This is a genomic window from Streptomyces sp. NPDC025833 (assembly GCF_055558055.1).
The window spans coordinates 279401-294105 of record NZ_JBVHNF010000007.1 but is presented as its reverse complement, the minus strand read 5'-3'; the positions used below and the strand labels follow the sequence as shown (position 1 = coordinate 294105).

Below are 14705 nucleotides of genomic sequence, written 5' to 3'. Positions count from 1 at the left end.
GGCGCCTGCGCCGGTACCCGGGCCGGTGGCGACGCCGGTGCCGGTGCGGTCGTCGTGTGCGTCATGTGGTCACCCCCGCGAGGCTGTCGTGCTCGGCGCCCCTGGGCGTCGCGCCGGGCGCCCCGGGCCGGTGCCGGGCCGGTGGTCGTCTCGTCATGCGCGCACCCCCGCCAGGCTGCCGTGATCGGCGCCGCCTGGCGTCCCGGGCCGATCGTCGCTCCGGGGTCGGTCGGGTGCCGTCGCGTCCCGCGTGCCGCGGGCGAGTGGTGGGGCGTGCGGCGTGCCGTGGTCCGGGTCCGGGCCGAGGAGCAGCCGCAGAACCGGCAGCACCGCGTCGGCGCGCGCGGTGTCCGGTTCGGCGGCGAAGCCGGGCACGGCGGCGCCCTGGGCCGCTCCGCCGGGCCGGTCACCGGGGCCGCGCCGGACCAGTTCGCCGAGTGTTCTGCGCACTCCCGGCTCGTACGCCGCGAAGGTGCGCCGCAGCAGGGGCAGTACATCCGTGAAGGCGTCCGCGGGCACACCCGTCAGCCAGGTGTCGAGCAGAGCGAGGAGCCGCTCGTCGTGCACCAGCAGCAGCCCGCCCCCGCCGGCGAAGCCCTCGACCCAGGCGGCGGCAGCGGCGGGCGGCGTACCCGGCGACAGCGCGAGTCCCATCAGCCGGGCCGCCTCCTCGTGCCGCAGCGCACCGTCGTCCAGCAGCAGCCGCACGGCCCGCCCGCGGATGACACCGGGAGCGGTGTCCCGCAGCGAGAGCTTCCGCAGCACCGCCCGCCAGCGGTCCCGCAGCCCGCCGGCACCGCCGTGGCCCCGCCCGGCACCGCCCGGAGCACCACCCCGGGTGCCATCACCACCGTCCCGGTCCCCGTCCGTGGCACCCCGGTCCTCGCCGGTTCCGCCCTGATCCTCGCCGATTCCGCCCCGGCCCTCGCCGATTCCGTCCCGGTCCCCGCCCTCGCTGCCCTGGCCACCCCGCCCTCCGCCGTCGCCGTCCCGGACACCGCCCCCGTCCCCGCCGGTTACGCCCTGCTCGCCGTCCCCGCCCCCGCCGTCCGCCCCCGTGCCGGGGAGGCTGTCCGTCAGTAGGCCCACCGCCGTGTGCACGGCGTCCACGTGACCGCGCATCTCCTCCGCCGCGTCGGCGTCGAGCGCGGTGCAGGCCGAGGGCAGGCCGACGAAGACGCGTTCGGCGAGCCCCTCGGCGACCTCGGCCAGCGCACCGGTGTCGGTGCCGCGCACGTCGCCGTAGCGCAGTGAGCGGACCAGCGCGGGCAGCGCCTCGGCGAGCCTGCCGACGTCGGTGTCGAGGGCCGCCCGGTCCGCGAGCACCCGCATCACCACGGGCAGCGCGTCCGGCAGCCCGGCCGGCAGGCACTGCTCGGCGAGCGCGGTGACGTCGGCGAGGGTGGGTGCCGCCACCGCGTCCGCCTCGGCCTTGGCCCGGGCCGCCGCCCGCACGGTCGTCCCCCACACGCCCGCCTCGGCGACCCGCACGGACAGTTCTGGCTCCCAGCGCAGCAGCCAGGTCTCCCGGAAGGTCCCCGTGCTCCCCCGGGACCGGACCGGCTCCCCCCAGCCGACGCCGAGCAGCCGCAGCCGGTGCAGCAGCCTGCTGCGCCCGGCGTCGGTGTCACCGCGCAGGTCGAGCTCCAGCTCGCGCTCCGCCGCCTCGGGCTTGAGCCGCAGCGCACGCTGCCGCCGGACCAGGTCGCGCTGCAACGGGACCGCGGGCGCCGAGTCCGGGACCTCGCCCAGGACGTCCCCGACCACCAGCCGGTCGTGCACCAGCGCCAGCGGCACGTCCGAGCCCTCGCACAGCACCGCGCGCACCGCGTCGGTGGTCTCGCCCAGGCCGGGCAGCGGACGGCCGCGCAGCGCCGCCAGCGTCTCCGCGAGCCGTACGGCCTCGATGACGTGCGCGGAGGACACGATCCGGTCCTCCTCGCGCAGCATCCCGGCCACCTTGGTCAGCCACCGCTCCACCGGGCGGTCGGGGGCGTGGAAGAGGTGCCCGTACCAGCCGGGCGAGTCGACGCCCGCGCCGTACCCGCCGTCCCGGGCCAGCCTGCGGTGGGTCCAGGGCACCCAGGTCAGGTCGGCCTTCCGCCGGGGCAGGCCCCGGAGCAGGGACCGGTCGGCGGTGACGGTGGTCCGCTCGCGCAGCGCGGGCACGTGCCAGGCCCCGCAGACCACGGCCACGGCGTCCCCGAACTCCTTGCGCGCCTCCCGCAGCCGCAACCGCATGTGCGCCTCGCGGACGAGGTCCCGCGGGCGCCCGCCGGCGCCGTACCTCTCGCGCAGCGCGCCCATGGCCTCCGCCACCGCCTCGAACGGCGCGAACGGGTCGCGGGTGCCGGGCCCGCGGTGTTCGACGACGTCCTCCCACCAGCGCTCGGGATCGTCGTACCCGGCCGTCCCGGCGAGCACGGCGAGGGGGTCGACGCGGACCTGGTCGGCGCGGTCCTGGTCGGCGTCGTCCGCGGGCCCGGACGCACCCGTGTGGTCCCCGCCGCCGGGAACGGACACCCGATCCTTCTCCCCGCCGCCAGGGACGGTCCCCCGCCCCTCCTCCCCGCCGCCGGGAGCGGCCCCCCGGCCGTCGTCCCCGCCGCCGCGCGGCTCGTCGTCGTCCCCCCACGCGAGCGTGTGCGTGGCCGGCAGGTCGATGAAGCGGGCCGGGACGCCGTGCTCGACGGACCAGCGGATGGCCACCCACTCCGGGCTGAACTCGGCGAACGGCCAGAAGGCGGAGCGGCCCGGCTCGTCCACGGCGTGCGCGAGCAGGGCGACCGGCGGCCGCAGGCCGGGGTCGGCGGCCAGCGGGATCAGCGCGTCGGCCTCGGGCGGCCCCTCGATCAGGACGGCGGCGGGGCGGGCGGCGTCCAGCGCGGCCCGCACCGCGCGCGCGGAACCGGGCCCGTGGTGCCGTACCCCGAGCAGCAGCGGCCCCGCGTCGTACGCCGGGCCCGCGCCGGTCATGCGCTCACCTCGCGGCAGGCCCGGTAGAAACCGGTCCAGCCCTCGCGCTCGCGGACGACCGTCTCCAGGTACTCCTGCCAGACGACCCGGTCGGCCGCCGGATCGCGGACGACGGCGCCGAGGATGCCGGCGGCGACGTCCCCCGGGCGCAGCACCCCGTCGCCGAAGTGGGCGGCGAGGGCGAGGCCGTTCGTGACGACGGAGATCGCCTCCGCCGTGGACAGCGTGCCGCTGGGCGACTTCAGCTTCGTGCGCCCGTCGGCGGTGACGCCGTCGCGCAGTTCGCGGAAGACGGTGACGACCCGCCGGATCTCGTCGATGCCGTCGGGCGCGGCCGGCAGGTCCAGGGAGCGGCCCAGCTGCTCGACCCGGCGGGTGACGATGTCGACCTCGGCCTCGGCGCTCTCCGGCAGCGGCAGCACCACCGTGTTGAAGCGGCGGCGCAGGGCGCTGGACAGGTCGTTGACCCCGCGGTCGCGGTCGTTGGCGGTGGCGATGAGGTTGAACCCGCGGACCGCCTGGACCTCCTCGCCGAGTTCCGGGACGGGCAGGATCTTCTCGGACAGGATGGTGATCAGCGTGTCCTGCACGTCGGCCGGGATCCGGGTCAGCTCCTCCACCCGGGCGGTCATGCCCTCGGCCATGGCGCGCATGACGGGACTGGGCACGAGGGCGTCGCGGCTGGGGCCGTGGGCGAGGAGCCGTGCGTAGTTCCAGCCGTACCGGATCGCCTCCTCCGGTGTGCCGGCCGTGCCCTGCACCAGCAGCGTCGAGTCGCCGCTGACGGCCGCCGCCAGATGCTCCGACACCCAGGTCTTGGCGGTGCCGGGCACCCCGAGCAGGAGCAGGGCGCGGTCGGTGGCGAGCGTGGTGACGGCCACCTCGACGATCCGGCGCGGCCCCACGTACTTGGGGCTGATCACCGTGCCGTCCGGCAGGGTGCCGCCGAGCAGGTAGGTCGCCACCGCCCACGGCGACAGCCTCCAGCGGGCCGGGCGCGGGCGGTCGTCCTGCGCCGCGAGCGCGGCGAGTTCGGCCGCGAAGGCGTGCTCGGCATGCGGTCGCAGCACCTGCGCGTCGTCGGCGCGGTCGGTCTCGGCGGTCGTCGGTCGCACGGACACAGTCATGGCTGAGGCCCCCTCCAGCTCGGCCGGTTCGGATCTGTCACCCACCGTGCACCACACCACTGACAATCGCTCTGACCTGCACGGATGCGCTCAGCAGACCGATTGTCAGTGGCGGGACCTACCGTCGGTGGCATGACTGAGCAGGGGGTGCGCCGGACCGCGGACCAGGTGCTGGCACTGGCGCCTGACGCCGCGTCACGCAAGGCGGGGAGCAGACTCGCCGCCGCCGGGCCGTGGTCGGGGACGGGCGGCGGAGAGGGGGCGGTGTGGGGGCTGTGCAAGGGCAGCGGCAGCACGCCGTACCGGACGGTGGTGGACCTGGCCGACCCGGCCGGACCCGCCTACCAGTGCAGTTGTCCCAGCCGTAAGTTTCCGTGCAAGCACGCGCTCGGGCTGCTGCTGCTCTGGGCGGGCGACGACGGGTCGGTGCCGGAACCCGCGCGGCCGCCGGACTGGGCCGGGCGGTGGCTCACCGGGCGGCGCGGCCGCGCCGAGACCGGGAAGTCACGGGCCGGGGGCGGCTCCGGCGGGACGCCCGCGGATCCGGAGGCGGCCCGGCGGCGGGCCGAGCGCCGGGCCGGGCGGGTCACCGCGGGCGCGACGGAGCTGGAGCAGCGTCTGGAGGACCTGCTGCGCGCCGGGCTGGCCACGGCCGAGCGGGCGGGGTACGGGCAGTGGGACGAGACGGCGGCCCGCATGGTCGACGCGCAGGCCCCCGGACTGGCGGCGCGCGTGCGCGAGTTGGGGGCGATACCGGCGTCCGGCGCGGGCTGGCCGGCCCGGTTGCTGGAGGAGTGCGCGCTGCTGCACCTGCTCGGCCGGGGCTGGCTCCGACGCGACCGGCTGCCGGACGGCCTCGCGGCCACGGTCCACTCCCGGCTCGGCCTGCCCGCCGCCCCGGACGGCCCGCCGGTACGCGACCGGTGGCTGGTCCTCGCCCAGTACGACACGGTGCACCCGAAACTGACGACGCGCCGGATCTGGGTGTACGGCGCCGAGTGCGGCCGGACCCGGCTGCTGCTGTCCTACGGCGCGGCCGGCCGGACGCCGGAGCTGTCCCTGCCGGTCGGCCTGGCCCTGGACGCCGAGCTCGCGCCGTACCCGGGCACGGCCCAGGCCCGGGCCGCGCTGGGCGAGCGGTTCGCCGCGCCGGTCCCGGCCGTCTTCCGCCCGCCGGGCGTGACCACCGGCGAGGCGCTGGACCGGTACGGCGAGGCACTGCGGGACGACCCCTGGCTGGAGTCGGTCCCGGTCACGCTGGACGGGGTGACACCGGTTCCGGACGGCGACCGGTGGCAGCTGGCCGACGCCGGCACGGACACGGCCCTGCCGCTGAGCCCGGCCGCCCGCGCCCGGCCCGGCCTGTGGCGGCTCGTCGCGCTGTCCGGCGGCGCCCCGGTCACGGTCTTCGGCGAGTGCGGCCACCGCGGCTTCACCCCGCTCACGGCCTGGCCGGCGGGGGAGGGCGAGGCGGTGCCGCTGTGCTGACCGGCCGTACGGACGCTCCCGCGCGGGCAAAGGCGCGGGCACGAGGGGATCTACGAGGGGTTTTACGAGGAGAAGGGGACGGGATGAACGGGGCACCGGCCGGGGGCACCACGGCACCGGAGAGCACCTGGGAGGAGCTGGTCACCACCGCGCTCCTCGGCACCGACCGGCGCGTCCCGGCGCAGATTCCGCCCGGCCGCACGGCCCCGGCCGCGCTGCTCGACGCGGCCGCCGTGGCGACCGTACGGCGGCGGGCGGGGCTGCGGCCCGCCCGGGCGACACAGCGGCCCGGACCCGCGCCCGCCGACCCCCGCCCGGCCCTGCCCGCGGCGGCGGCGCGCCGGCTCGCCGCCCTGCTGGCCGACCGGCCGGGCGGCGGGAGCGGCAGCCGGCGGGGCGGCTCCCCGGACCTCGTCGAACTGCTCCCGCAGTGGCTCGCGGCGGCCAACGCGCACGGCTACGCGGCGCCGCCGCAGGCGCTGCCCGCCCTGCTGGACGCCGCCCGGGGCCGCACGGACCTGCGCCCGGCGGCGCTGGCGTTCGCGGGCCCGCGCGCGCTGTGGCTGGCGCGGCTGAACCCGGACTGGCGGTTCGCCCTGCGCGCGGCCCCCGGCGGCGGCGCGACGCTGCCCGACACGGAGGACGCCGAGGCGGTGCGCCGGCTGTGGCAGGAGGGGCTGTTCGCCGAGCGGGCGGCGCTGCTCGGCGCGCTGCGGTCCCGCAGCCCGGCGCCGGGGCGCGAGCTGCTGGCGTCGACGTGGGCGACGGAGCGGGCGGAGGACCGGCTGATGTTCCTCGACTCGCTGCGCACGGGCCTGTCGGACGCGGACGAGCCCTTCCTGGAGCAGGCGCTGGGCGACCGCAGCCGCAACGTGCGCGCCACGGCGGCGGAACTGCTGTCGGCGCTGCCGGGCTCGGCGCTCGCCGGGCGCATGGCCCTGCGGGCCGCGGCCTGTGTCGCCCTGGACCGCACGGGGGGCGCGCCGGCGATCGCGGTGGAGGCCCCGCCGGAATGCGATGCGGGCATGGAACGGGACGGTGTCGCGGCCACTCCCCCGGCGGGCCGGGGGGAACGGTCCTGGTGGCTGGGGCAGTTGGTGGAGGCCGCCCCGCTCGGCACCTGGCGGGAGCGGCTCGGCGGGCGGACGGCCGAGGAGATCGTGGCGCTGCCGGTGGCGGACGGCTGGCAGGGCGAACTGCACGCGGCCTGGTGCCGGGCGGCGGTACGGCAGCGGGACGCCGCGTGGTCGCGGGCGCTGCTCGGCTCGCCGTCGGCACCGGAGGCGGGCGGCCCGGGCGCGGTGTCGCTGGCGGAGCGGGCGAAGCTGCTGGCCGCGCTGGCCCCGGCGGAACGGGCCGCGTGGGTGGCGGGGTTCATCGCCACCCACGGCCTCTCGGAGGCGTTCCAGTTGCTCGGGGTGTGCGCGGTGCCCTGGTCCGCCCCGCTCGGCCGGGCGGTCGTCGACGCCCTGAACATCGCCCGGGACGCCGGGAGTTACCCGTGGAGCTTCAGCGGCGTGATGGGGCTGGCGGAGCGCTGCCTGGACCCGGCGGAGGCCGTGCGCCTGGAGGCGCTGCTCGCCGCGCCCGACGAGCGGGAGGACGCCGCGCCGGGCGCCGGCGGCTACTGGGCCGAGGCGTTCCAGCGGCTGGTGACCACGCTGCGGCTGCGGGCCGCGATGACGCGGGAACTGGCACCGCCGGGATCGCCCGCGGAGCCGGCCCGGACGGCCGGTCAGCCGCCGGAGGCCGCCGTCTGACGGACGTTCTCCCGCACCCACTCCACGATCGACGTGGTCGTCGCGCCCGGGGTGAAGATCTCCGCGACGCCCTTCTCCTTCAGCGGCGCGATGTCCTCCTCCGGGATGATGCCGCCGCCGAAGACGAGGATGTCCTCGGCCTCGCGCTCCTTGAGCAGCTCGATGACGGCGGCGAACAGCGTGTTGTGGGCGCCGGAGAGGATGGACAGGCCGATCGCGTCGGCGTCCTCCTGGATGGCGGTCCCGACGATCTGCTCCGGCGTCTGGTGGAGCCCGGTGTAGATGACCTCCATACCGGCGTCGCGCAGGGCGCGCGCGATGACCTTGGCCCCGCGATCGTGGCCGTCGAGCCCCGGCTTGGCGACCACCACGCGGATCGGACCGGCTGCCACACCCATCACTGCCTCCATCAAGCGACCACGGAAGCGATCGCTTCCGTCTCATCACGACAAGTACCGCACTTCTGGCGCGTCCCGCCACCGTCGCGAAGTGAACGAACGTTATCTCCAGCATCCCGCAACCGGCAGTTTTACGGTGCGCGGCGAGGGGGAAATCACATAGTGGGACATGCGCACCCGGGGTACCGAGCGTCCTCCGGCGTGCGGACAGGAGGTCGGCCATGAAGGTCACCGGGGTGTTGCCGCCGCTCTTTCTCCCGCTCTGCCGCCGTCTGTGGCCGGGCCGACTCGCCGGACTGTCCGTGACGCTGCTGCGGGCGACCGCCCTGGAGGCCGCGATCCTCGCCGGTCACCTCCTGCTCTACCCGACCGGTCTGGTCCAGGAGCGCCGCTGCGCCGCCCTGCCCGGCACCGGCGGTGCCGCCACGCTCCCGTCCCGCCCGGCCCCGCCGGTCGTGCTGCTGCACGGCTTCATCGACAACCGCTCCGTGTTCGTCCTGCTCCGCCGCACCCTCGCGCAGCACGGCGGCCAGCGCGTCGAGTCCCTCAACTACTCTCCGCTGACCTGCGACATACGCACCGCCGCCGAACTGCTCGGCCGGCACATCGAGGAGATCTGCGAGCGCACCGGCAGCGCGCGCGTCGACATCGTGGGGCACAGCCTCGGGGGCCTGATCGCCCGCTACTACGTGCAGCGGCTCGGCGGGGACCGGCGGGTCCGCACGCTGGTCACACTCGGCACCCCGCACTCCGGGACCCGGGTGGCGCCGCTGGCCGACGCGCACCCGATCGTGCGGCAGATGCGGCCGGGCTCGGTGGTGATCGAGGAACTGGCCCGGCCCGCACCCGGCTGCCGGACCCGCTTCGTCAGCTTCTGGAGCGACCTCGACTCCCTCATGGACCCGCTGGAGACGGCCTGCCTGGACCACCCCGACCTCGACGCGCACAACATCCGGGTGACCGGCATCGGGCACCTCGCCCTGCTCGTGCATCCCGCCATCGCGGCCGGCATACGCGAGGCCCTCGACGCCCCGCGGCCCCCGGACCGGAGCACCGGCGGCCTGACGGTGGCGTGAGGCGGGACCGGGCCCGGGAAGACGGACCTCGGGAAAACGCCACGGAGCCGGAGAAGAAGCGCAGAAAAAGCGGAGAAACGGCGGAGGGAGGGAACGGCCGGGAGGGGGCTCACGGCCCGCGCATCACCGCTCGACATCGAACATTCTTCGAACGCAAGGCCAAGGTCGCGTTCGGGGCCCCCGAAACACGGCCGAATGCCCGTTTCCGGCCCACGCGAAACCGGCCGAAGATTGTCGCGCCCAGGTACCGACGGGTACAGTCGCCGCACTGCTCTGGCAGCCCCTGTTGTCGAGGCGAAAGAGAAGTTGGTGAACGACCGTCACCCGTCGGGGACCATGACCACCCCGGCCCCGGCTTCCGACGCCTCCCCGGCGCACTACGCGCCGTACGGGGCCCAGGAAGCCCAGTACGACGACCTCACCACGTACGGCGGCTATGACGCCACCGGTTTTCCCTGCGGTTCCGGCGGCAGCACCGCCTTCCACGCCGACCCGCTCTTCGGCAGCCTGCCCGGCGGTGAGCAGACGACCGGGGCCTACGACACCACGCAGTGGCAGACCGGCCACGGTCAGTCGGATACCCCGGCCTACGACCCGTACGCCTCCCCGTACCCCACCGCCTACGACACCGGCGCCTACGACAGCACCGCCTGGGGCCTCCCCGCGCAGGCCACCGGCAACGACGTCAGCGGCCAGTGGGACACGGGCGCCTGGCTCCAGCCCGACCGGCCCACCACCACCGGCCCCGCCCAGCAGTGGGAGTGGGGCACCCAGAACTTCGACACGGGCGCGTACGACGCCACGCAGTGGAACTCCGCCGGGCAGGCCGTGCCCACGGCCCCGGGACACGACGGCGAACCGTTCGACCAGCAGGCCACCGCGACGTTCGAGGCGGTCGGCGACCCACGGACCCCCGCGACGTTCGAGGCCGTGACCGACCCGCAGGCGGTGTTCGAGCAGGACGGTGACCCGCGGACGACCGCGGCCTTCGAGCAGCCGTCGTACGAGGACACCGACTTCGGCGACCGGTCCGACGGCGAGGGTGACGGCGCGGACGCACCGGACGCCACCGGTGAACCGCCCGTCGTGGACGGCCTGCTGGACGGCCAGGAGGAGGTCACGCCGGCGCCCGTGACCCGCGCCGGTTCCCGCGGAGCGGCTCGTTCCCGGCGCCGTACGCCCGCCAAGCGCTCCGCGCTGCTGACCGTCGCCGTGCCGTCGGCCTGCGTGATGGGGGTCGCGGGGATCGCCGCCGCCTCGGTCGGCGCCTTCGCCGACGACTCCGGCGGCACGTCCACCACCGCCTCCGACGCGCAGCCGGTCAAGCCGTCGGTCGCCAACGGCAAGCTGGACAGCCAGCTCAAGACCCTGTCCGCCGGCGCCACCGACTTCGCCGACCGGGCGAGCCGCACCCAGGAGCGGATCGACCTGAAGGTGCAGCAGGACCTGGAGAAGAAGAGGGCCGCCGCGGAGGCCGCGCTCCGGGAGCGGCTGCGCCCCAAGTTCGCGCTGCCGGTCGAGCAGCACGGTCTCAGCGCCTACTTCGGCCAGGCGGGCATCAACTGGATGTCGGTGCACACCGGCATCGACTTCCCGGTCTCCTACGGCACCACGGTCATGGCCGCCACCGACGGCGTCGTCACCACCAAGTGGAACACCGCCTACGGCAACATGATGATCGTGACGGCGAAGGACGGCACGGAGACGCTGTACTGCCACCTGTCCAGCTACCGCCTCGCCTCCGGTACGACCGTCAAGGCCGGCGATCCGATCGCCTACTCCGGCAAGTCCGGCAACTCCACCGGTCCGCACCTGCACTTCGAGGTCCGTCCGGCGGGCGGGGCGTCCATCGACCCCCTGTCGTGGCTGCGCAGCCACGGACTGGATCCCAGCTGACCGCCGGGGCCCCGCTCTCCAGCGGGGCCCTTCGTTCTTCCGGCAGGGCCCGCGGGCTTCCGGCGCGGACCCCGCCGGCGGGCTACAGCTTCTCCACCGGCGCGTACCGCAGCAGCAGCCGCTTGGGCTTGGTGTCACCGAAGTCGATCGTCGCCTCCGCGTTCGCGCCCGTGCCCTTCACCCCGACGACCGTGCCGAGCCCGAACTGGTCGTGGGTGACCCGGTCACCGACCGCCAGCGCGACCACCGGCTTCTCCGCCGTGCGCCGCGTGGCGAACCCGGAGGCGCCCGACGCCGAGGAGCGCGAGCGGGACGAGGACAGCGAGGCCGCGATGCCGGACACCGGTCCGGAGGAGACCGGCGCGGTGGCTCCCGTCCGCTTCCACTCCACGTGGGCGGGCGGGATCTCCTCCAGGAAGCGGGAGGGCGGGTTGTAGGACGGCTGGCCCCAGGCGCTGCGCAGCGTCGACCGCGTGAGGTACAGCCGCTCCCGCGCGCGCGTGATGCCCACGTACGCCAGGCGCCGCTCCTCCTCCAGCTCCTTGGTCTGGCCGAGGGCGCGCATGTGCGGGAAGACGCCGTCCTCCATGCCGGTCAGGAACACGACCGGGAACTCCAGGCCCTTGGCGGTGTGCAGGGTCATCAGCGTGATGACGCCGTCGCCGTCCTCCTCGTCCGGGATCTGGTCGGAGTCGGCGACCAGCGCGACCTGCTCCAGGAAGTCCGCGAGGGTGCCCTGCTCCCCTTCCGCGCGTTCCTGCTCGAACTCCAGCGCCACGGCCGCGAGTTCCTGGAGGTTCTCGATCCGGGTCTCGTCCTGCGGGTCGGTGGACGCCTGCAGTTCCGCCAGGTAGCCGGTGCGTTCGAGTATCGCTTCGAGGACGGTGGCCGGTCCGGCGCCGGACTCCACGATCGTGCGCAGCTCCTCCATCAGCGTGTTGAACCGCTTGACGGCGTTGGTGGAGCGCGCGGCCATGCCGTACGCCTCGTCCACCCGCTTCAGTGCCTGCGGGAAGCTGATCTTCTCGCGCTGGGAGAGGGCGTCGATCATCGCCTCCGCGCGCTCGCCGATGCCCCGCTTGGGCACGTTGAGGATGCGGCGCAGCGGCACCGAGTCCTCGGGGTTGGCGAGGACGCGCAGGTAGGCGAGGACGTCCCGGACCTCCTTGCGCTCGTAGAAGCGGACGCCGCCGACGACCTTGTAGGGCAGGCCAACCCGGATGAAGATCTCCTCGAAGACGCGGGACTGGGCGTTGGTGCGGTAGAAGACGGCGACGTCTCCGGCCTTGGCCTCCCTCGCGTCGACCAGGCGGTCTATCTCGTCGGCGACGAACTGGGCCTCGTCGTGCTCGGTGTCGGCGACGTACCCGGTGATCCGGGCGCCCTGGCCGGCGTTGGTCCACAGGTTCTTCGGGCGGCGGGACTCGTTGCGCTCGATGACCGCGTTGGCGGCGGACAGGATGGTCTGCGTGGAGCGGTAGTTCTGCTCCAGCAGGATCGTCGTCGCGTCCGGGTAGTCCTCCTCGAACTGGAGGATGTTGCGGATCGTCGCGCCCCGGAAGGCGTAGATCGACTGGTCCGCGTCACCCACGACGCACAGTTCGGCGGGCGGGACGTCGTGCTCGGCGGGCGGCACGTCCTCGTCGTGCGCGCCGGTCCCGACCAGCTCGCGGACCAGGGCGTACTGGGCGTGGTTGGTGTCCTGGTACTCGTCGACCAGGACGTGCCGGAAGCGGCGGCGGTAGTGCTCGGCCACGTCCGGGAAGGCGCGCAGCAGATTGACCGTCGTCATGATCAGGTCGTCGAAGTCCAGCGCGTTCGCCTCGCGCAGCCGCGACTGGTACAGCGCGTAGGCCTGGGCGAGGGTCTTCTCGAAGCCGTCGACGGCCTGCGCGGCGAAGTCCTCCTCGTCGATCAGCTCGTTCTTCAGATTGCTGATCTTGGCGCTGAAGGACTTGGGCGGGAAGCGCTTGGGGTCGAGGTCGAGGTCCCGGCAGACCAGGGCCATCAGGCGCTTGCTGTCGGCGGCGTCGTAGATCGAGAACGACGAGGTGAAGCCGAGCCGCTTGCTCTCCCGGCGCAGGATGCGCACGCACGCGCTGTGGAAGGTCATCACCCACATCGCGTTGGCGCGCGGGCCGACGAGCTGCTCGACGCGCTCCTTCATCTCGCCCGCGGCCTTGTTGGTGAAGGTGATCGCGAGGATCTGGCCCGGGTGCACGCCCCGCTCGGCGAGCAGGTGGGCGATGCGGTGGGTGAGCACGCGGGTCTTGCCGGAGCCGGCACCGGCGACGATGAGCAGCGGGGAGCCGGCGTGCTCGACGGCGGCGCGCTGGTTCTCGTTCAACCCCGCCAGGAGGGTGGCCGCGTCGAGCGCCGGCCGGGGAGCGCCGTCGCGGTAGTAGGCGTCCCGGTCCGGGGGCACGTCGAACTTCCCGCCGAACAGGTCGTCCGGAACCGGCTCCGGCGCGTGCTCGTCCTCGGGCGGCGGCGGGGGCTCCTCCTCGCGGCCGCGAGGGGCCTGGAGGTCCGCCAGGAAGCTGTCGTCAAAGAGGCTGCTCATCGCTCTCCGAGTCTAGGGCGCTCCACCGACAACCGGTCGCCGTCCCGGGAACAACGGCTCGCTTCCCGGCCGTCCGGCCCGCGCCGCCACGCCGCCCGCCGGACACTCACCGAACGGAAGCGCCTGGTCACGCGCGCGTGCACGAGTCCGCACGGCACGGAACCGGGTCGGGCACACCCCGCGCCGACTTTCACAGGACGCCCGCGGACCGGCCGGGAGGCCGCCGGGCCGCACGGCCTCTTCGTGTGGGGGGCGCGGGCCGAGGCCGGGGCGCGCCGAGGATCAGGTCCAGAGGACGGCGATGAAGACGTTGGCCAGGGTCAGCAGGCCGACCAGCCCGAACGCGCCCTTGTCGACCCGCTCCTCGTCGCGCTTCACGTAGACCAGGCCGAGGATCACGATCAGCAGGGCCAGCTTCACGCCGATCTTGACGGAGTCGACGTGGTGGCCGTCGGCCTGGTTGAGGCCGACCAGGGCCACACCGGTGACCAGCATGGTGATCGCGCCGTGCAGCATTCCGGGCACGAACCGGGCCGTGCCCTGGCGCATCGCCTTCATCTGGGTGAGGAATCCGCCGAGCAGCGCGGCGATGCCGATGATGTGCAGGGCGACGAAGAGATGGATGAGTACGTCCATGGGGCCGGAGCCTAGCCAGCGGCGCGGCCACACCGTGCCACCGGCCCCCGCCCGAGGCCGCCCGCGACGCCGTCCCGGCGACTCCGCCCGAGGCTGCCCGTGACCGGACGGTCTCCGAAGCGGTGACCCCACGGCACCCGTACCGGCGAACCTGCGGCTCCCAGGACGGTGACGCCGGACTGTGCTCTCGCGGTCCGTGTCGCCGTCACCCGGTGATGCATATATGCGTGCCATAGCACCCCACGACTCCCAGCCGTCCCGCTTTCCGCGCTTCGGTCACCACGCTCCGTGAAGGCGTCGACTCCACCCCGCTCACGCGGTCGCAACCGGTCACAAGGCGTTCCGTCGCCGCCAGTTCCGTACAGCGCGTTACCAACCTGTCACCGTGCGGCCTAGCGTCCTTCCGCAGGTGACCGGCTCCCCATCGCCGCCCGGGCCAGGGGCGGCAGCCGGCCATCCCCGCCGAGAAAGGCCCGGCGGCGGCCCGCCTCCCTCGTGCGGGCCGCCGCAGGGCGTACCGACCGCTCGGCCGGACGCATCGCACGGAAGGACGTGACGGTCCAGGTGGCAGCGCACCGCAAGCCTCCGCACCGCCCGCTCGGCGGCCCCACGGCCCGGGTGGCGGCCCTCTTCGCCCTGGCGGGCGCGGCCACCGCGGCCGGCTTCGTGGGGGGGGGGGCCCCCCCCCCCCCCGCCGCCCCCCCCCCCGGGGGGGGGGGGGGGGGGGCCGTGTTGCGGGGGGCCGCCGCGGGCCCCCCCCGGGGGCACCGGGCCGCGGGGGACCC

9 protein-coding genes are annotated in these 14705 nt (G+C 75.2%); 4 read left to right on the top strand and 5 right to left on the bottom strand.

Annotation, left to right across the window (positions count from 1 at the left end; all coding sequences use genetic code 11):
- Positions 1-153: 153 nt before the first annotated feature.
- Together ACZ4K2_RS14775 and ACZ4K2_RS14770 are read right to left on the bottom strand one after the other, a co-directional pair.
- Complete coding sequence (locus ACZ4K2_RS14775) at positions 154-2976, bottom strand: DUF5682 family protein (RefSeq protein WP_467478113.1); 2823 nt, start codon at positions 2974-2976, stop codon at positions 154-156.
- Complete coding sequence (locus tag ACZ4K2_RS14770) at positions 2973-4103, bottom strand: ATP-binding protein (RefSeq protein WP_467478116.1); 1131 nt, start codon at positions 4101-4103, stop codon at positions 2973-2975. Before ACZ4K2_RS14770 ends, ACZ4K2_RS14775 begins: the two co-directional genes overlap by 4 nt.
- Before the next feature lie 132 nt (positions 4104-4235).
- Between ACZ4K2_RS14770 and ACZ4K2_RS14765 the strand changes: the two genes are divergently transcribed.
- On the top strand, positions 4236-5591 hold the full coding sequence (locus ACZ4K2_RS14765) for an SWIM zinc finger family protein (RefSeq protein ID WP_467478120.1): 1356 nt from the start codon (positions 4236-4238) through the stop codon (positions 5589-5591).
- An 83-nt stretch (positions 5592-5674) separates the two neighbouring features.
- Positions 5675-7351, top strand: coding sequence for a DUF5691 domain-containing protein (locus tag ACZ4K2_RS14760; protein WP_467478121.1), 1677 nt, complete (start codon positions 5675-5677; stop codon positions 7349-7351).
- Here the strand turns inward: ACZ4K2_RS14760 and ACZ4K2_RS14755 are convergent.
- Complete coding sequence (locus ACZ4K2_RS14755) at positions 7327-7749, bottom strand: cobalamin B12-binding domain-containing protein (protein WP_467478124.1); 423 nt, start codon at positions 7747-7749, stop codon at positions 7327-7329. The two genes, ACZ4K2_RS14760 and ACZ4K2_RS14755, sit on opposite strands and share 25 nt — an antisense overlap.
- A 221-nt stretch (positions 7750-7970) precedes the next feature.
- Between ACZ4K2_RS14755 and ACZ4K2_RS14750 the strand changes: the two genes are divergently transcribed.
- Positions 7971-8825, top strand: coding sequence for an esterase/lipase family protein (locus ACZ4K2_RS14750; protein ID WP_467478127.1), 855 nt, complete (start codon positions 7971-7973; stop codon positions 8823-8825).
- Positions 8826-9134: 309 nt separating this feature from the next.
- Complete coding sequence (locus tag ACZ4K2_RS14745) at positions 9135-10721, top strand: M23 family metallopeptidase (protein WP_467478131.1); 1587 nt, start codon at positions 9135-9137, stop codon at positions 10719-10721.
- Positions 10722-10803: 82 nt separating this feature from the next.
- On the opposite strand, the gene pcrA is transcribed toward ACZ4K2_RS14745, so the two are convergent.
- Positions 10804-13284 carry a DNA helicase PcrA gene (pcrA, locus tag ACZ4K2_RS14740; protein ID WP_467478134.1) on the bottom strand — a complete coding sequence of 827 codons (2481 nt, stop codon included), beginning with the start codon at positions 13282-13284 and terminating at the stop codon, positions 10804-10806.
- 282 nt (positions 13285-13566) lie between these two features.
- Positions 13567-13920, bottom strand: coding sequence for a hypothetical protein (locus tag ACZ4K2_RS14735; protein WP_467478137.1), 354 nt, complete (start codon positions 13918-13920; stop codon positions 13567-13569).
- Positions 13921-14705: the final 785 nt, after the last annotated feature.

Coding starts and splice junctions, on each gene's coding strand:
- ACZ4K2_RS14760 (WP_467478121.1), top strand. CDS start 5,675: ATGAACGGGGCACCGGCCGGGGGCACCACGGCACCGGAGAGCACCTGG.
- ACZ4K2_RS14770 (WP_467478116.1), bottom strand. CDS start 4,103: ATGACTGTGTCCGTGCGACCGACGACCGCCGAGACCGACCGCGCCGAC.
- ACZ4K2_RS14755 (WP_467478124.1), bottom strand. CDS start 7,749: ATGGGTGTGGCAGCCGGTCCGATCCGCGTGGTGGTCGCCAAGCCGGGG.
- pcrA (WP_467478134.1), bottom strand. CDS start 13,284: ATGAGCAGCCTCTTTGACGACAGCTTCCTGGCGGACCTCCAGGCCCCT.
- ACZ4K2_RS14775 (WP_467478113.1), bottom strand. CDS start 2,976: ATGACCGGCGCGGGCCCGGCGTACGACGCGGGGCCGCTGCTGCTCGGG.
- ACZ4K2_RS14735 (WP_467478137.1), bottom strand. CDS start 13,920: ATGGACGTACTCATCCATCTCTTCGTCGCCCTGCACATCATCGGCATC.
- ACZ4K2_RS14765 (WP_467478120.1), top strand. CDS start 4,236: ATGACTGAGCAGGGGGTGCGCCGGACCGCGGACCAGGTGCTGGCACTG.
- ACZ4K2_RS14750 (WP_467478127.1), top strand. CDS start 7,971: ATGAAGGTCACCGGGGTGTTGCCGCCGCTCTTTCTCCCGCTCTGCCGC.